Consider the following 16,583-nt stretch of genomic DNA (forward strand, 5'->3'; position numbering starts at 1 on the left):
TCACCTCTCTTCATTTGGTACGGCGTTCGGGTTGATGACGCCTTGACGGACGAGCTGTTCAATCGCCATGTCCATCGTCTGCATCCCGTTCTGCCGGTTCGTCTGGATGACGGTCGGGAGTTGGAACTCCTTCTCGTTCCGAATCAAGTTGGCGACGGCCGGATTGCCAATCATAATCTCCATCGCAGCGACACGACCTTTCGGCACGTCGACGCGCGGGAAAAGACGCTGACTGACGACACCGAGCAGGACGTTGGCGAGCTGGGTCCGAATCTGGTCCTGTTGCTCGGCCGGGAACGCGTCGATGACACGGCTGACAGTCGACATCGCGCTCGACGTGTGGAGCGTCGCCATGACGAGGTGGCCCGTCTCGGCAGCCGTCATCGCCGTCGAAATCGTCTCGAGGTCACGCATCTCCCCGAGCAAGATGACGTCCGGGTCTTGCCGGAGCGCGGCCCGAAGCCCGTCGACGAACTTCATGACGTCCGAGCCGATCTCACGTTGGTCGACGATGCTCTGGTCGTGCGAGTGCAAATACTCGATCGGGTCCTCGAGCGTGATGATTCGTTTCCGCTGCGTGCGGTTGATCTCATGAATCATCGCGGCGAGCGTCGTCGATTTCCCTGACCCCGTCGGTCCGGTGACGAGGATGAGCCCGTACGGCTTCTCAATCAGTCGCTTCAGCACTTGCGGCAAATCGAGCTCGTTCATCGTCGGGATTTCCCCGGAAATGGAACGGAACGCGATCGCGACCGTGCCCCGTTGGTAATAGGCGTTGACGCGGAACCGCGATACGCGCGGCACCCCGAACGAGAAGTCGAGGTCGCGCTGCATCTCGAGTCGGCCCCGCATCTCTTCGGTCATGATGTCTTTCAAATAGCTCTCGATATGGAGCGGCAACACTTTCTCGTCACCCATCGTGATGAGGCTCCCGTCGACCCGGATGATCGGCGGCGAGCCGGCGGTCAAATGGATGTCCGAGGCGCGTTGCTCGACCGCTTTCGTTAAAATCACTTCAATCGACTGATGGATCATAGGCTCACTCCGTTATCACTGTTCTCAATATCTCTTCGGTGTTCGTCAGTCCGAGTGCGACTTTCTCAAGTCCATCGGCGAGGAGAAAGCGGACGCCTTGTGCTTTCGCATAGGCGACCATCTCGGCCTCTGTCGCCTGGTTCATAATCAACCGGCGCAACCCTTCATCGATCGGCACGACCTCATGAATGGCGAGCCGTCCACGGTATCCCGTGAAATTACACGAGGCGCAGCCGTTGCCGCGCATGATCCGTTCGACGGGGACGCCTTCAGCAGCAAACAGTTCCTGTTCCCGTTTCGAGACCGGCTGTTCGTGCCCGCAATCCCGACAGACGCGACGGACGAGCCGCTGGGCGACAAGCCCTGAAGTCGAGGCGGCGACGAGGAACGGTTCGACCCCCATGTCAATCAAGCGAGTGATTGAGCTGATAGCCGAGTTCGTATGTAGTGTCGATAACACCAAGTGACCGGTCAATGATGCCCGGATGGCGATCTCGGCCGTCTCGGTGTCACGGATTTCCCCGACCATGACGATGTTCGGGTCTTGTCGCAAAATCGAACGCAGACCCGACGCGAACGTCAAGCCGACCTTGGCGTTGACTTGGACTTGGTTGATGCCGTCGAGCTGATACTCGACCGGGTCCTCGACCGTGATGATGTTCTTCGATTCATCGTTCAATTCGCGCAGCGACGCATAGAGCGTCGACGACTTCCCTGACCCGGTCGGCCCGGTGATGAGGATAATCCCGTTCGGCCGTTTCAGCATGTCGCGATACACGGCCTCGTTCTTGTCGCCGAAGTCGAGTTTCGTCAAATCGGTCAACCCTTCCGACGAGTCGAGCACCCGGATGACGATTTTCTCGCCATACATCGTCGGGAGCGTCGAGACGCGGAAGTCGTACGGGCGGCCCCGGAGCGTATATTTGATACGTCCGTCTTGTGGCAAGCGGCTCTCCGTGATATCTAGGTTACTCATGACCTTGAGGCGCGTCAGCATGACACTTTGAATCTTCTTCGGATAGATGGCTTCGGTCCGGAGGTCACCATCGACCCGAAAACGGACGTGCAACTGTTTCTCGTGCGGGTCGAAGTGGATATCTGAGGCTCGTTGGTCGATGGCGCTCAAGAAGAGCTGATTGACCAGCCGGATGACCGGCGCGTCATCTCGCGACGCCGTCTCTTCGCGATCGAGTTCCGGTGCTTCTTCTTTTAAAATCTCGATGAGTGACGCATCCATCTCGTAATAGCGGCCAATCGTCTTGCGAATCTGTTCGCGCGTGGCGATCCCGACCTCGATGTTCATCCCCGTCTGAAGCCGGACGTCATCGATGGCGATCAAGTCGAGCGGGTCCGCCGTCGCGATGAACAACGTGTTTCCTTGTAGCGAAATCGGCATGATGTCATGTTTTTGGGCGATGACTTTCGGGACGAGTTTCGTCACGGTCACGTTGATATCTTCTGAATATAATGAAATGACCGGCACGTTCAACTGTTCGTGCAACACTTGAATCAATTGCGTCTCGGTCAAATAGTTTAATCGCATGAGCGCGTCCCCGAGCTTTTCCCCAGTCCGCTTTTGTGCGAGCGCTTCGTCGAGCTGGCCTTGCGTGATGATACCCGCCTCGACGAGCATCTCGCCGAGCCGTTTTTTCATTCTTCTCAACTTACTTCACCATCCTCTGTGGTACCTCCTGTGCGACGTCTCGCTGTTCGATGAACGCACTGAGTGCCGCACCGCCGGCCAAACCGAGGGCGAGGAGGACCCACGCCCACCACGTCCGCTCGAGCCCTTCGACATAAAGGCTATAGACGCCGAGCGATAGCACGGCGACGAGCAATACGATGACCCCTTTCGTCTCGCGTTTCCGAATGTACGGAATCGACAAGGCGAACACGGTCAATGTGGCGAGTACCCAAAAGGCGATCAAAATTAAATATCCGATCATCCGACTGCCCCCTCACTTGGTACCGGATCCGTGTCATGAACCGGTGGCTGTTCTTCAAACTGATTCAATCCGTCATCTTCTACATCGTCATCGAACGGGTCATCTTCCAGTGTTTCATCCGGGAAAGTTGGGATGACCGGTTCGACAGGCTCTGGAGGTGGGAGCGGGACGGAACTTTTCGTCACGATCTCCGGGATCGGCTCATAAAAATCAAACCCGAGCAGTTCGAGCGACTCACCCGTATCCGTGATGCGGACACGGTACAGCTTGCCTGACTCGCCGGTCTGTCCGGACTGGGTCACAGACGAACTACCAGCTGTAAGCGATGGCGAGAAGCGAACGATGTTTTGGTAAGGGACGCTCGTCACGTCTTCGACGCGCGACTCGTACGCTCCAACGAATACTTTACCGAGCAATTGGACCGTCATCGCGTTCCCTTCTTCTAAGACGATGAGTGCGTACGGTGTCTGTTCCGTGTTCTGGACAGCGAAGTTCGAGCGCTCGTCGACTTTGACATCATAGCCGAGCTCGATGCCGGTCGGGAGCGTCTCATGTTGCACGCGTTCAAGGATTTGGAACGGTGTCGCCGCAAACAACTGATACATTGATGACCCGAGCGTGCTGAGCGCGTCAAAATCTTCCCCGAACGCTTTCAAGCTGAAGATGTCCCCGGCTTCCATCTCGAAGCCGTTCATCCGTTCGAGTGCCGAGCGCATCGCTGGTGTCGGACTGACGGTGATCGAGGCGACGACTTCGCTCTCCGTCGCCGTCATCTCGAGGACCACATCTGAGTTCAAGTTCGATGCCGCTTCGACGAGCGGTGGTGTCACCATCGATAGCGTCACCGGTTGATTCTCTAAGTAAGGCGTCAACCGCTCTTCGTCGACCGTCGTGACGAGCGGATATGTACCCGGTTCAGAAGCCGTCTTGAGCGTCGCATCGACGTTGAATGAGACGACGTCCTTGCCGACTTCGAGGGCCGTCCCATCAACGAGCGTCACCGTGAACGGCGTGTTGTTGAAGTCTTTGATGGCGTTATCGAGCCGGACGACCGCCTCTTCCTTCGTCATCCCCGACACATCGATGCCGGCCACGGTCGTCTTTTTATATGTAGCACTCGTCTTCGCCGAGGCGTCGAGATAGTTCACGAGCCCGATCGTCGGCAATGACACGAGCAGGACAAGTCCCGCCAGGATGAACAAATGCATCCCATATCGCTTCATTCCATTTCCCCCTCTATTTCAAGTCAAATGAGACTTTTGAATTACTATCCGTTCCCACTGTAACTTTAGTATAATATGCATTGTACAGAAAATAACAATTATTTCAGGTTAAAAGTCTCTTTTTTCCTATCTTTAAATGAATTTTGAAAAGGAGGTCAATGCGTTGAACCGTTCCGAACAAGGTTTCACGCTCGTCGAAGTACTCGTCTCGATCGTCGTCGTCTCGATCCTGGCATTATCGCTCATGAATATCTTCTCCCAAAGCTTGCGAATCACCTCCTCGGATCTTGACCGGACCGTGGCGAACCAAGTCGCCCAAAACACGCTCAATACATTGAAGCGCCGGGCAGCCGAGACACGGGACCCGATCGATATCGCGGCGCTCCAACAGACACCGGCCAACGTCTGCGATTTATGTGACGTCACGATCAACGGGCGCGCCTTCGATGTGACCATCCTCTCTCCGGGCAATGAGCCGGCCGCTGACCTCGTCAACGTCGAGATTACCGTCGCCTCGGAGACGTTGCTCCAACCGATTACGTTGAAAGGAGTGGTGACGAATGCGACGCTTCAAGATAAATTCCCTGAGACGGACGTTCCGGAGCTTCCGTGACCGTGAGGACGGCGTCACGCTCGTCGAGTTGTTGCTCGCACTCATCATCTCTGCCATCTTCGCCGGCATCGTGATCACCGTCTTCTTGTCCGGCTCGCTCGGTTTCCGTCTGACGAACGATACGAGCTCGCTCCGGAGTGAGGCCGACTATTTGATCACGAGTGTCCTCCAAGACATCAACCGGACCGAGTTCGACGCCTTGACCGTCAACGGGGATACATATTCGTTCCACCGTCTCCATACCCCACGCATCTCGACGGAAGGGATCCTGTATCGTCAAGGTGATTATATGGAGGACGCCGTGCTCGAGCTCGACCCGTCGAGCTTTGTGACGAACAACCCTGACGTCATCGTTCAGTCCGTCGACATCGACCTCCGCGACGAAGTGACCGATCCAAGGCGCGGACGTGAGGCATATATCACTTCTGGATTGATTGAAATTCAAGTGACACTCGCCTCTCGTGAAGATACGACGCTCGTCAAAACGTTCACGAGCACCATCCCGTTATGAAAAGAGGGAGTCAAATGAAACAAGATGAACGAGGCTACGTCCTCATCCTCGTCCTCGTGACGATGGCGGCACTCGCCGTCCTCTCGCTCGCAGCGATTCAAGTCAACTTGGCCACGAACAAGCAGACGAATCTCCGTGTCGATGAGACGCAACTCGATACCGACGTCAAAGGCGTGCTCGATGTGCTCGTCGCCGACCTCCGAGCGACGTTCCCGCTCCACGATGCGAATGTCGTCCAACCGTATATGGAGAACGAGCAATTGTTCCAGGCGAAAGTCGAGACTGTACTTAAACAGGATACGTTGTATGCAGGGACGCGCCAATCGGGCGATAACGATATCCGCTACTCAATCACCCGCTCGACGGCGGACCAGGCGAACGCCCCGTTCACGACGGTGCTCACGTTGACCGCGACCGGGACGACGAAAGCGAAGCCGGAACAGCCGATGCAAACGAGCTCGTATAGCCAAGAAGTGTATGTGACGGCGCTGCCGTCATTCCTCTATTACGTGCTCGGGTCGGACGACACGTTGACGGTCAATGGTCCACCGAAGATTGAAGGGAACTTGTTTGCGGGGACAAAGCTCGCACTCGAACGCGACGCGAAGTACCAACTGAAAGACCAAATCAACACGCTGAACAATAGCGCCTCGAGCCGGTTTTATCTCGATGGCCGCATTGACCTCGGAAACGGGGCGACGTGCGACGGCTGCGAGACGCCGAACTATTTCACGAATTCGACCACGCCTGGTGTGAACTATGAACCTGAGATTGGTCCGGTTGAGAGTACCTTTTCTCGCTTTAACTTGAATTACTCGGTCATCCAGTTCGCGAACCGACACCGTGCCACTGCCGGTAAATTGCCTTATACCAATTCACCGAAGCAAACGCTGTTTCAATCAACGTTAATCCCGACATCGACGATTTCACCCTTTCTCAAGCAAACTTACGTCGTCGATGGAGAGACAACGCCACGTGAACGGCCGACCGAGTTTATCGATTCCAGCCAGCTCAATTCGGTCCAAACGTTACAACTCATCAATCTTCCAGTAGGTGTGACAGGTCCGATGGTCATCACCAAGTCGATTACGAACAGCACCGTCCCGCTTCTCTTAAACGGAGATGTCACCATCGACGCATTAGACACCATCACCATTAGCCGCCCACTAATCATTAATGGGGATTTGACGATTCGTGGGAAAGTCGCGTTCAATACGACCGTTTATACATTAGGAGACGCGTTCATTGATCGCGCGGATTTATTGCCGGTCGCTTCTGGTGCGAATGACAGTTCACTCGTCCTGCTCGCCGAAGGAAAAATTTTATTGAATCGAATCAATGAATTCCAGGACAGTTCTTCGACGCTCCAAGCATTTATGTACAGCGCTTCGACTGAACCGACTCGACTCTATTCTGTCGGCTCCATTGTCAACATGAAAGGCGGTCTGTATAGTAAAGGGCCGCTCGAAGTAAACACATTCCGCGGTTCGTTTAAATCATTACCGCAACAGGCGAATAAACAAGCTTATTTCGCTCCTGGGAATGTGATTGCCTCTCCAGACGTCGACGATTCACGTCTCGTCATGGAATATAATGAGGGTGTATTCCGCCAAATCGACACGCTCCCGGTCACAAACCAGCTCCAACTGTTCGTCGGTCAACAATTGAAGAAATGAAAAAGAGGCTGCTCTCACGAGTAGCCTCTTTTCTATGATTGAGATTAATAGAAATCGCCAGACGGATCTTCGGTTCCTGGGTTCGGATCCGTACCTGCTTTGACGCGGACGTAGAACGTTTGGCTGATGATTTTCGGACCTTCTCCTGCTTTAAATGATGCACTGACGTCCTCTGTGACCAGACCGATTTTCGCGATACCCGGCTTCAAGAGTGTCAATACGCCATCTTTTGCGGTCATGACATCCGTTCCTTCGAGGACAGTCAAACCGTAACCCGTCACGTTTGCCGTCTCCGGCCAGAATTTGACCGGATAGCTATATGGGCTGTCTGTCATGTAGAGAATGACGTTCGGTGTCGAGACTTTTTGTGGATACTCTTTCACGTTAATCAAGACAGGCATCGTCTGTCCGATATAATCCTTTAATTTCGCAACGACCGAAACGTTGCTCGTACTCCCATGCTCGGCTTGTACGGTAGCAGACGTGTTTTGACTTGAGAGAATTTTCAAGGCGGACGAATCAGCGTTCCATTTTACAGCAAGCGGATTGGCAAGAGCTTGTTTATCTTCCACCAATTGTTCCAATGTCAATAAAGTCTGTTGCTTAACCAATGTTCCTGCTTCATTTTTGTACACCCAAAGTTCTTGATCATTTGTAGTTAATGATAAATCCGGTAGTTTTACGACAACCTTCATATCATTTGATTTAACTTTTTGACCGTTCGCGTATTCATAAACGGCTTTCACAGTCGCCTCACCGGCATCCAACGCTTTTAACGTAACGCTTTGATTCGTTGAATTCGTTTGATTTACGAAACTGGACTTATCAATTTCCCATGTGAGTTTCGCATTTGGTGGAATCGCCGCTTTCACAGTCGCTAAGTTAGCTTCTACCGTTTTTGAATTCCCCAAATAAATCGTCGTTTCACTTGGAACGTTGATTTTCAGTTCTTCTACCGTCACCGTCGTTTTTGTGAAGCCACTCCCAGCATCAGTGAACGAACGATTATGTTTTTGCGCACCGCTCCCATTCCCAGAATGGTCAGCTTCCAACGAATAGGCATACCGTCCGTTTTCGAACGTATAACTACCCGGTTTTTCTGCAATCAATTTGACGGTGATGAGGTCAGAGAATGCTGCATTCTTATAATCATTACAAGATTCAAGTCCGGAGTTTTTCTTTCCACAGAGTACATTGATCGTTCCCGTTAAGAGACGTGTTTTAGGATCAAAATTTAAATTGTGAGCTGTTGAAGGAGTTACGACTGCAGATAATCCTTCTGGAATTGTCTCTTCAATTGTCACAGCCCATTCTACATACTTGTAAGAATTGATGTTCGGACCGTTTGTAAAATCAAGAATGTTATTCAATGACAAGTCATATGTCAAATCAAAACTGTCTCCTATGAGCACAGCTTCTGGTGTAACTGTTCGAATTGTCTCATCTTTAATATCCGTTTGAAAAACAATGCCCTGTTTGTTTCCATTACCGTTACCATTATTGCCGTTATTGTTCCCATTTCCTCTTCCGTTCCCGTTATTCGCAAACGTTGATGTATACGCGAACAACAATAAGACCATCCCTATTACTATGAGGAACCCGTACTTGGATCTTAGCTGCCTCTTCATCGTTGTGCCTCCAGTCGGTTTGTCATCACACTTCTTCAGTTAATTCATACCCCTTTTTCTTCCTGTTCACAAGCGGTTTTTTTCAAACTTTGGAAATAGGTTCTGACTTCACTGATAAAGTAGAGAGACCCGGTCACGACGAGCGTCTCGGATTTCGGTGCTTCGAACCACGCAGCCAACCAATCCTGCCAGTCCACGTAACGAGCACCATCCGCAATCAGACTGTCTTTCGTCCGGGCACGCGGAAAATCGAACGTCGTCTCATAGACGCCCGCCACTTTCTGGAGCGACGCGACCATCGCTTCCCGGTCCTTATCGGCAAGAATGGCGGCAAGGACGGTCACGTCACGCTCAAGTTTCAGCTGTTCGACGAGTGCGGCGACGCCTTCCGCGTTATGCGCCCCGTCGAGCACGATACGAGGCTGTCTCGAAATCAGCTCGTAACGCCCCGGATGTTGCGCCGATTCGAGTCCTGCTTGAATCGCCTCTGTTCTCCAGCCGAGATGGCGCGCGACGGCGACAGCACACGCTCCGTTATACGCTTGATGGTGTCCGGTCAATCCGAGTGTCACCGGAGGCATCCCATCATACGTGACGACCGTGTCGGCCCCATCCTCTACGGATGAGACGAGCGGCGTGACGTCGTGAATCGGCGCATCCATCGTCTCCCCTTGTTGTTCGAGCAACTCAATCAACCGTTTCTCCGTCAAGCTATGGAACATCGGCACACCCGACTTCATGATACCGAACTTCTCGAGGGCAATCTCTTCGAGCGTGTCGCCGAGAATCCCTTGATGATCATGTCCAATCGACGTCACGACCGTCGCGATCGGCTTCTGTAACACGTTCGTCGAGTCGAGACGTCCTCCGAGCCCGACTTCCCAAATGACGAGGTCGGGCTGTTGCTCGTGGAAATAGAGCCACGCCATGACGGTCAGCAGCTCGAACTCCGTCAACGTCTCCGGTGACGAGCTCGCACAGTCACGGACCCGGTTGGCGATTTGGACGAGGTCCTCTTCTCGAATCGGTTCCCCGTTCAACATGATTCGCTCCTCGAACTGGATGATGTATGGCGAGATGAACGTCCCGACGTTCAAGCCCTGTTTCATCGCCATGGCCCGCAAGAAGGCGACCGTCGACCCTTTCCCGTTCGTCCCCGCCACGTGAATCGACGGTAACTCCTTGATTTGTAGCGCGTTCAGCATCCACTCGATTCGTTTCAGGCCCGGCTTAATCCCGAACCGCAGCTGCCCGTTCAGCCATTCCAATACGTCTAGTCTCGTCTCCATCTTCCATCACTCCTGTTTTCACACTTCCCTCTCATCTTACCAAAATTCGCGAAGCGCTATGCAAGGAATCGGCTGTGCTATACTCGAGGCGAAGAAGGGGGAATCACCATGACAACCAATTGGAACTTCGAGGCGACCTACCTCGATCTCCGTGACATCTTTTACGACCGGGGACCGGTCCATCCGGTCGATAAGCCCGAGCTCGTCCTTTGGAACGAAGCGCTCGCCGAGACACTCGGACTCGACGCCGAAGCACGTCAAGACGTCGCACTCTTTGCCGGTAATCGCCAGACGGAGACGTCGTTCTCGCAAGCGTATGCCGGCCACCAGTTCGGCCATTTCACAATGCTCGGTGACGGACGAGCACTCGTGCTCGGAGAACATGTCGCCCCGAACGGAAAGCGTGTCGATGTTCAATTGAAAGGCTCAGGTCCGACCGAGTATTCGCGTGGAGGCGATGGACGGGCCGCCGTTGGACCGATGGTGCGCGAGTTCCTCATCAGTGAGGCGATGCACGCCCTCGGCATCCCGACGAACCAGGCGCTCGCCGTCGTCACGACCGGTGAGCCGATCATGCGCCAAGGACCGAAGCATGGTGCCATCTTGACGCGCGTCGCGGCAAGCCATTTGCGCGTCGGTACGTTCCAATATGCCGCTGCGGCCGGCTCGATTGATGACGTCATCGCTCTCGCCGACTATGCGATTCAGCGCCACGACCCTGATCTTGAAGGAGAGCCGAATCGCTATGAACAGTTCCTCGGCCGCGTCATCACCCGCCAAGCGAAGCTCATTGCGGATTGGCAACTCGTCGGATTCATCCACGGCGTCATGAACACGGACAACACGTTCATCAGCGGTGAAGGGATCGACTATGGCCCGTGTGCATTCATGGATACGTATCACCCGAACACCGTCTTCAGCTCCATCGACCGCGAGGGACGCTACGCCTATGCGAATCAGCCGTATATCGGGTCGTGGAACTTGGCCCGCCTCGCCGAGACGCTGTTGCCGCTCCTCGCTGACACGCAAGAAACAGCCGTCGATATCGCCAATAAACTGTTGAACGACTACACGGAAACGTATAAAGAGGCATACTTTACTGGTCTCGCCCATAAAATCGGGCTCTACGTCCGAAAAGATGGCGACGATGAACTGACGGACGAGTTGCTCCGGCTCATGATGGAGTCTGAGGCTGACTTCACGAACACGTTCCGCGCGCTCACACTCGGCGACACAAATTCGCTTGCCTTTGCTAAGCAAGATGATGGCAAGGCGTGGCTGTCCGCTTGGCAAAAACGCCTCGGAGAGCAAGGTCTTCCTGATGAGGACGTCATCCGGCTCATGCGTCAGCATAACCCGGCCGTCATTCCGCGCAACCATCATGTCGAGGCCGCCCTCACAGCAGCCGAGCGCGGTGACTTTGGACCAGCCCATGCCCTGCTCGACGTATTGCGAAAGCCGTACGATTACGAAGCCGACTATGGACGCTATGTCTCTCCCGGACCACCTCGCAGCTATCCATATCAGACATTTTGTGGCACGTGAACCATTCTGCTTCGGCAGGATGGTTTTTTTGGAACCTTTTTCATTTTCGAGCGTAAAGTAGATAACATCACTTTTAGGAGGTTCAACATGCTTCTACTCACTTCACTCATTGCGTTAGGGTTTGCCTGCTTGATGTCAATCGAGCTATTACAAGGACCATTCATAGATGACTGGGCCTGGCTAATGCCTGCCTTTTTCTTTGCTGTTTCCTTTTCCACCTTGATGAGACATTTGAATAACCTTGAATGGAATGAATCGAAATGAAGATGACTATCTTGCTCATGGCAATCATCGTCTTATCCACGTCCTATCTCGTCTACAGTTTTTATCTGTCATTTACGGGTCAGCCGATTCAGCCGCAAGTAACTGGACTCGCAATCGGCGTCCTGCTCACGTCCTCGTATTTCGTGACAACCGGTCGTCTTCCGTTTTGGACAGAACCGGAGGAAGAAGACGTATGAAGGTTCTTTATTCCGTCTTGGTAGGATTCGGAAGCATCCTTTATGTCGTCTATGCCATGCATCTATTCCGCATTGGTTATCCTCAACCGCTCCTCTTGCATGTTTTGTTTGCCGCCACTGTATTTGGCATAATCTACATCGAACGCAAACGAAACCCCGAACATCGATGACGATGCTCGGGGTTGTTCTTTTCTATAGACTCATAGTCCGAAATGAATCATGTCCTTCTTGTCTACTTGGGCTTGTGTGATTTTGGAAATAAGTCGATTCAGTTGTTCCGACTCATGCGTGTACATCATCGCTTTGACGACTTGATAGAACAGCGCCAGTGACTCATATGGAATGAGCGTGATCCCGCATTCGTCTAATCCGAATCCAGGACGGTCATAGGAGTGGAAATACGTGCGCATCTCGTTCAGCTCCTCGATAAACTCATCCACCCACTCCCCATCCACCGAGACACAATCGAAGTGTTCAGGTGTATACGTATCATATGATGATTGACGATTTGTTGAATCCAATACACCGAATTCGTGCGTGTATGGCATGGCCATCCCTCCCTGTAAAAATATGTACACTTTAAATACCTTCATCGACTTAACCAAGTTTCGACCTACGTTCCTAACACGCATTCTCAATGAGAGTCTATGTAACGAATGGCAATGTATAATTATTTTCTTAGTCCGTTAAATCCCAAAATGAACCAAGTCTTTGCCTTCGCGTTCGGCTTGAATGATGAGACTCGCCAAATCGCTCAACTCTTCTGAACGATGGAATACACGTGACTGCGTGACGATGTCATAAAACATCGATAACGATTCGTTTGGGATGAGGGTAATTCCGTAATAATCCAGACCGAGATCAGGACGATGATACGAATGAAAATAGGTCCGCATAATCGAGCACGCTTCCATACGCTCTTGGATAAAATCATCATCAACCTCAGTGTAGCCATTATAATCTGGATTACGTGTAGGTGCTTTCAATGTTCGTTCCCATAAATCAAATTCGTGCACTGGCAAATTAGAACTCATCCTTTCGCCTGCTTCAATTTATTCTTTAATTGGAAAATCCACCGACCACGCCTCCGGTAGCGAGTCCGAAAGGTCGAGCAACACCTCTTCCGACACATTGCCCGTCACGACGATGAGCTTGCCCTGGTCTACGTAAAACAAGCCGTTCCCTTCCGGTTGATTCAAGCGATACCGCTCATTTGAATCGTCTCGCCGGTCAATCAATTCTCCGTCTGCCACACTGGACGCATCGGTCACTAAAATCGTGATGCATTGCGTCTCATCATACAACGTCCACATCTCCACCGGCCGCTCGAGCTGACTCATCTCGAAGTTGGCGACAAACAGCTCTTCTTCAGGCAAGTCCAACCCGTGTCGGACTTTTTCGGCCGCCTCGGGAATCGTAAAGTTTTGAATCCCGTGCAACCCCCACTCCTCGTCCCGTGAATAGTTGAACACGCCGAACGAATCGTCGCGGTTTGGTAACTTAATGGCAATGAGCCCGAGATCATCGATGACCGTCTCATAGATCACACCGTCTCTCGCTGGTCGCTCGGACGTGCCATCTGTATATTGAAGCGTGTATTGGGACGTGACCGCATCGACTAGTCGAACGGTCCCTTTCGGCACGTCCTCAATCATCGAGCCGAACACTTCTTTGTCCGTCGTTACGGGAATATCCTTGGAAGACGTCTCTTCTGCACTTTCATTAATTGTCACTCCTGATTCCGTCGGTTCGATCGGTTCAGCTCGTTCCGCCACACACCCACTCAGTCCCATCACTGCCAAACTTAACATCATTCCGATTCGTCTCATGTCACACCACCTTTATATCGTCTCCTCTCCTAAATTCCACCAAACGACAAAAAAACCTTCTTCGGAGAACAAGTCTCCAAAGAAGGTTGATTCATTATTTACGCAACTCTTCCAAACGCGCACGGACTGCGTCACGTTTGTCGAGGTAGTCTTTCTCTTTCGCCTTCTCTTCGTCGATGACGTGAGCCGGTGCCTTGCCAGTGAAGCCTGGGTTGCCGAGTTTCTTCTGAACGCGCTCGACTTCCTTCTCGTACTTCGCCACTTCTTTCTCAAGACGGGCGATTTCTTCCTCAAAGTTGATGAGGTCAGCGAGTGGGATGAACAGTTCCGCACCCGTCATGATGGCTGACATCGACTTATCAGGAGCCGTCAAGCCACGTCCGATTTCGAGCTCGGTCGCGTTCGTGAACTTGCCGATTGTCGTTTCGTTCGCACTCAAGTAATCTTGAGTCGCCTCATCCGACGTCGAGATGAAGAGCTGAATCGGTTTCGACATCGGTGCGTTCACTTCCGAACGGATGTTACGGACCGAACGGATGACGTTCATGACCGCTTCAAACGCTGGTACCGAGTCCGCAAAGTGGAGCTCGTCGCGGCGTGTCGGGTAGCTCGCACGGACGATTGAGTCGCCTTCGTGCGGCAAGTGCTGCCAGATTTCCTCTGTGAGGAACGGCATGAACGGATGCATGAGACGCATGATCGAGTCGAGCGTGTACGCGAGCACTGAACGTGTCGTCGCTTTCGCCGCCTCGTCCTCACCGTAGAGCGTGAGTTTCGCCATCTCGATGTACCAGTTACAGAACTCTTCCCAGATGAAGTTGTACAAGTAACGGCCGGCTTCGCCGAACTCGTACTTATCGACGAGACGCGTCACTTGGTCGATCGTATCGTTCAAGCGCGTGAGAATCCACTTGTCAGCGAGCGTCTTCTCCCCTGACAGGTCGATGTCCTCATACTTCATGCCGTCCATGTTCATAAGGGCGAAACGGCTCGCGTTCCAAATCTTGTTCGCGAAGTTCCATGTCGATTCGATCTTCTCCCAATAGAAGCGAAGGTCGTTCCCTGGTGTCGATCCCGTGAGGAGGAACCAGCGGAGCGAGTCCGCACCGTATTGGTCGATGACTTCCATCGGGTCGACGCCGTTACCGAGCGACTTCGACATCTTGCGGCCTTCCGAGTCGCGGATGAGACCGTGGATGAGCACATCGTTGAACGGCTGCTTCCCAGTGAACTCGAGCGATTGGAAAATCATGCGCGATACCCAGAAGAAGATGATATCGTAACCCGTGACGAGCGCGCTCGTCGGGAAGTAACGTTTGAAGTCTGCTGAGTCCGTGTCCGGCCAGCCCATCGTCGAGAACGGCCAGAGCGCTGACGAGAACCATGTGTCGAGCACGTCCTCATCTTGGTGCCAGTTCTCACTGTCAGCCGGTGCTTCTTTACCTACATAAATCTCACCTGTCTCGTTATGGTACCAAGCCGGGATGCGGTGGCCCCACCAGAGTTGACGGCTGATACACCAATCGCGGATGTTCTCCATCCAACGGAGGTACGTGCCTTCGAACCGCTCTGGGACGAAGTTGACTTTCGTGTCGTCATGTCCTTGCGCTTCGAGCGCTGCTTTCGCGAGCGGCTCCATGTCGACGAACCACTGTTTCGAAAGATAAGGCTCGATGACCGCTCCTGAACGTTCCGAGTGACCGACCGAGTGCGTGTGCGGCTCGATTTTGACGAGCGTGCCGTCTGCTTCTAGGTCTTTGACGAGTTGCTTGCGGCATTCGAAGCGGTCGAGCCCTTCGTACTTGCCTGCGTTCTCGTTCATCTTGCCGCCTTCGTCCATGACGAGGATGCGCGGGAGCTCGTGGCGGTTCCCGATCTCGAAGTCGTTCGGGTCGTGCGCCGGTGTGATCTTGACGCAACCTGTACCGAACTCCATGTCGACGTAGTCGTCAGCGACGATCGGAATCTCGCGGTTCATAACCGGAAGCATGATCGTCTTGCCGACGAGGTGCGCGTAACGCTCATCTTTCGGGTTAACGGCAACGGCCGTATCGCCGAGCATCGTCTCCGGACGCGTCGTCGCGATCTCGATGTGGCCTGAGCCATCAGCGAGCGGGTATTTCATGTGATAGAACGCGCCTTCGACTTCTTGATAGATTACTTCGATATCCGAAACGGCCGTCTTTTGCGCCGGGTCCCAGTTGACGATATATTCGCCGCGGTAAATCAAGCCTTTCTCATAGAGGCGGACGAACACTTCCTGGACCGCTTTCGAGAGTCCTTCGTCGAGCGTGAAGCGCTCACGTGAGTAGTCGAGACCGAGGCCAAGTTTTGACCATTGGGCACGGATCGTATCGGCGTACTCGTCTTTCCATTCCCACGTCTTCTCGAGGAACTTCTCGCGTCCGAGGTCATAACGCATGATGCCGTCCTCACGGAGCTTCTGTTCGACTTTCGCTTGCGTCGCGATCCCGGCGTGGTCCATCCCTGGGAGCCAGAGGACGTCATAGCCTTGCATGCGCTTGAGGCGCGTCAGCAAATCTTGGAGCGTCGTGTCCCACGCGTGTCCGAGGTGAAGTTTCCCTGTTACGTTCGGTGGCGGGATGACAATCGTGTAAGGCTGTTTTGAATCGTCCTCGTCTGCTTTGAATACGTCGTTCTCTAACCAGTAGTCATACCATTTCGCTTCCGTCGCACTTGGATCGTACTTCGTCGGCATGGTGATTTCGTTTGTCTCGTTGGTCATATGCCCAACCTCCTCTAATAATGTGGACAAAAAAACGGCTACTCTCGTCCTTAACGCTAAGGACGAAAGAAGCCGTATCTT

The 16,583-nt window shown here is 53.1% G+C and carries 16 protein-coding genes and 1 other annotated feature (1 of these 17 cut by a window edge); of the genes, 6 read left to right on the forward strand and 10 right to left on the reverse strand.

Annotation, left to right across the window (positions count from 1 at the left end):
- From ACZ2GZ_RS10840 to ACZ2GZ_RS10855, 4 genes are read right to left on the reverse strand one after another with little or no spacing between them, the layout of a single operon-like run.
- Positions 1-1,035: a type IV pilus twitching motility protein PilT gene (locus ACZ2GZ_RS10840; RefSeq protein ID WP_029595837.1), complete on the reverse strand. Its 1,035-nt coding sequence runs from the start codon at positions 1,033-1,035 to the stop codon at positions 1-3.
- A 4-nt stretch (positions 1,036-1,039) separates the two neighbouring features.
- The gene (locus tag ACZ2GZ_RS10845) at positions 1,040-2,689 is read right to left on the reverse strand and encodes a GspE/PulE family protein (protein WP_251135235.1); all 1,650 of its coding nucleotides are present in this window, start codon (positions 2,687-2,689) and stop codon (positions 1,040-1,042) included.
- 10 nt (positions 2,690-2,699) lie between these two features.
- Complete coding sequence (locus ACZ2GZ_RS10850; RefSeq protein ID WP_021066864.1) at positions 2,700-2,981, reverse strand: hypothetical protein; 282 nt, start codon at positions 2,979-2,981, stop codon at positions 2,700-2,702.
- Positions 2,978-4,204, reverse strand: a complete 1,227-nt coding sequence (locus ACZ2GZ_RS10855; RefSeq protein ID WP_214713933.1) for a G5 domain-containing protein — start codon at positions 4,202-4,204, stop codon at positions 2,978-2,980. Before ACZ2GZ_RS10855 ends, ACZ2GZ_RS10850 begins: the two co-directional genes overlap by 4 nt.
- Before the next feature lie 163 nt (positions 4,205-4,367).
- Here ACZ2GZ_RS10855 and ACZ2GZ_RS10860 point away from each other — a divergent pair, with 163 nt between their 5' ends.
- Genes ACZ2GZ_RS10860 through ACZ2GZ_RS10870 form a run of 3 tightly spaced genes read left to right on the forward strand, consistent with a single transcriptional unit; the run spans position 4,368 to position 7,004 of the window.
- Complete coding sequence (locus ACZ2GZ_RS10860; protein ID WP_131471085.1) at positions 4,368-4,817, forward strand: prepilin-type N-terminal cleavage/methylation domain-containing protein; 450 nt, start codon at positions 4,368-4,370, stop codon at positions 4,815-4,817.
- Entirely contained in the window at positions 4,765-5,328 is a 564-nt protein-coding gene (locus ACZ2GZ_RS10865) for a PilW family protein (RefSeq protein WP_214713935.1), read from the forward strand. Before ACZ2GZ_RS10860 ends, ACZ2GZ_RS10865 begins: the two co-directional genes overlap by 53 nt.
- Before the next feature lie 14 nt (positions 5,329-5,342).
- The gene (locus tag ACZ2GZ_RS10870; protein WP_214713937.1) at positions 5,343-7,004 is read left to right on the forward strand and encodes a hypothetical protein; all 1,662 of its coding nucleotides are present in this window, start codon (positions 5,343-5,345) and stop codon (positions 7,002-7,004) included.
- 44 nt (positions 7,005-7,048) lie between these two features.
- On the opposite strand, the gene ACZ2GZ_RS10875 is transcribed toward ACZ2GZ_RS10870, so the two are convergent.
- Positions 7,049-8,632 carry a hypothetical protein gene (locus ACZ2GZ_RS10875; RefSeq protein ID WP_214713939.1) on the reverse strand — a complete coding sequence of 528 codons (1,584 nt, stop codon included), beginning with the start codon at positions 8,630-8,632 and terminating at the stop codon, positions 7,049-7,051.
- A 44-nt stretch (positions 8,633-8,676) separates the two neighbouring features.
- Positions 8,677-9,921, reverse strand: a complete 1,245-nt coding sequence (locus tag ACZ2GZ_RS10880; RefSeq protein ID WP_214713941.1) for a bifunctional folylpolyglutamate synthase/dihydrofolate synthase — start codon at positions 9,919-9,921, stop codon at positions 8,677-8,679.
- A 108-nt stretch (positions 9,922-10,029) separates the two neighbouring features.
- Between ACZ2GZ_RS10880 and ACZ2GZ_RS10885 the strand changes: the two genes are divergently transcribed.
- The 3 genes from ACZ2GZ_RS10885 (at position 10,030) to ACZ2GZ_RS10895 (ending at position 11,927) form a co-directional block, all read left to right on the forward strand.
- Positions 10,030-11,466: a protein adenylyltransferase SelO gene (locus ACZ2GZ_RS10885; protein WP_214713943.1), complete on the forward strand. Its 1,437-nt coding sequence runs from the start codon at positions 10,030-10,032 to the stop codon at positions 11,464-11,466.
- Between the two features lie 87 nt (positions 11,467-11,553).
- Positions 11,554-11,730: a hypothetical protein gene (locus ACZ2GZ_RS10890; protein WP_158001045.1), complete on the forward strand. Its 177-nt coding sequence runs from the start codon at positions 11,554-11,556 to the stop codon at positions 11,728-11,730.
- Positions 11,727-11,927, forward strand: a complete 201-nt coding sequence (locus ACZ2GZ_RS10895) for a hypothetical protein (RefSeq protein ID WP_029595847.1) — start codon at positions 11,727-11,729, stop codon at positions 11,925-11,927. The genes ACZ2GZ_RS10890 and ACZ2GZ_RS10895 overlap by 4 nt, the downstream gene beginning before the upstream one ends.
- Before the next feature lie 200 nt (positions 11,928-12,127).
- Here the strand turns inward: ACZ2GZ_RS10895 and ACZ2GZ_RS10900 are convergent, their stop codons facing one another.
- The 4 genes from ACZ2GZ_RS10900 to ACZ2GZ_RS10915 form a co-directional block, all read right to left on the reverse strand.
- Positions 12,128-12,475, reverse strand: a complete 348-nt coding sequence (locus ACZ2GZ_RS10900; RefSeq protein WP_029595848.1) for a hypothetical protein — start codon at positions 12,473-12,475, stop codon at positions 12,128-12,130.
- A gap of 138 nt (positions 12,476-12,613) precedes the next feature.
- Positions 12,614-12,961 (reverse strand): short-chain dehydrogenase, encoded by a 348-nt coding sequence (locus tag ACZ2GZ_RS10905; protein WP_214713945.1) that lies wholly within the window; start codon positions 12,959-12,961, stop codon positions 12,614-12,616.
- An 18-nt stretch (positions 12,962-12,979) separates the two neighbouring features.
- Complete coding sequence (locus ACZ2GZ_RS10910; RefSeq protein ID WP_214713947.1) at positions 12,980-13,756, reverse strand: hypothetical protein; 777 nt, start codon at positions 13,754-13,756, stop codon at positions 12,980-12,982.
- Positions 13,757-13,850: 94 nt separating this feature from the next.
- Positions 13,851-16,502, reverse strand: coding sequence for a valine--tRNA ligase (locus ACZ2GZ_RS10915; protein WP_214713949.1), 2,652 nt, complete (start codon positions 16,500-16,502; stop codon positions 13,851-13,853).
- Between the two features lie 55 nt (positions 16,503-16,557).
- Positions 16,558-16,583 (reverse strand) — a binding site (T-box leader) (it continues 194 nt past the right edge of the window).

The sequence above is a fragment of the Exiguobacterium sp. KKT215 genome (genome assembly GCF_055635335.1).

Coding starts and splice junctions, on each gene's coding strand:
- ACZ2GZ_RS10840 (WP_029595837.1), bottom strand. CDS start 1,035: ATGATCCATCAGTCGATTGAAGTGATTTTAACGAAAGCGGTCGAGCAA.
- ACZ2GZ_RS10845 (WP_251135235.1), bottom strand. CDS start 2,689: ATGAAAAAACGGCTCGGCGAGATGCTCGTCGAGGCGGGTATCATCACG.
- ACZ2GZ_RS10850 (WP_021066864.1), bottom strand. CDS start 2,981: ATGATCGGATATTTAATTTTGATCGCCTTTTGGGTACTCGCCACATTG.
- ACZ2GZ_RS10855 (WP_214713933.1), bottom strand. CDS start 4,204: ATGAAGCGATATGGGATGCATTTGTTCATCCTGGCGGGACTTGTCCTG.
- ACZ2GZ_RS10865 (WP_214713935.1), top strand. CDS start 4,765: ATGCGACGCTTCAAGATAAATTCCCTGAGACGGACGTTCCGGAGCTTC.
- ACZ2GZ_RS10870 (WP_214713937.1), top strand. CDS start 5,343: ATGAAACAAGATGAACGAGGCTACGTCCTCATCCTCGTCCTCGTGACG.
- ACZ2GZ_RS10875 (WP_214713939.1), bottom strand. CDS start 8,632: ATGAAGAGGCAGCTAAGATCCAAGTACGGGTTCCTCATAGTAATAGGG.
- ACZ2GZ_RS10880 (WP_214713941.1), bottom strand. CDS start 9,921: ATGGAGACGAGACTAGACGTATTGGAATGGCTGAACGGGCAGCTGCGG.
- ACZ2GZ_RS10885 (WP_214713943.1), top strand. CDS start 10,030: ATGACAACCAATTGGAACTTCGAGGCGACCTACCTCGATCTCCGTGAC.
- ACZ2GZ_RS10890 (WP_158001045.1), top strand. CDS start 11,554: ATGCTTCTACTCACTTCACTCATTGCGTTAGGGTTTGCCTGCTTGATG.
- ACZ2GZ_RS10895 (WP_029595847.1), top strand. CDS start 11,727: ATGAAGATGACTATCTTGCTCATGGCAATCATCGTCTTATCCACGTCC.
- ACZ2GZ_RS10900 (WP_029595848.1), bottom strand. CDS start 12,475: ATGCCATACACGCACGAATTCGGTGTATTGGATTCAACAAATCGTCAA.
- ACZ2GZ_RS10905 (WP_214713945.1), bottom strand. CDS start 12,961: ATGAGTTCTAATTTGCCAGTGCACGAATTTGATTTATGGGAACGAACA.
- ACZ2GZ_RS10910 (WP_214713947.1), bottom strand. CDS start 13,756: ATGAGACGAATCGGAATGATGTTAAGTTTGGCAGTGATGGGACTGAGT.
- ACZ2GZ_RS10915 (WP_214713949.1), bottom strand. CDS start 16,502: ATGACCAACGAGACAAACGAAATCACCATGCCGACGAAGTACGATCCA.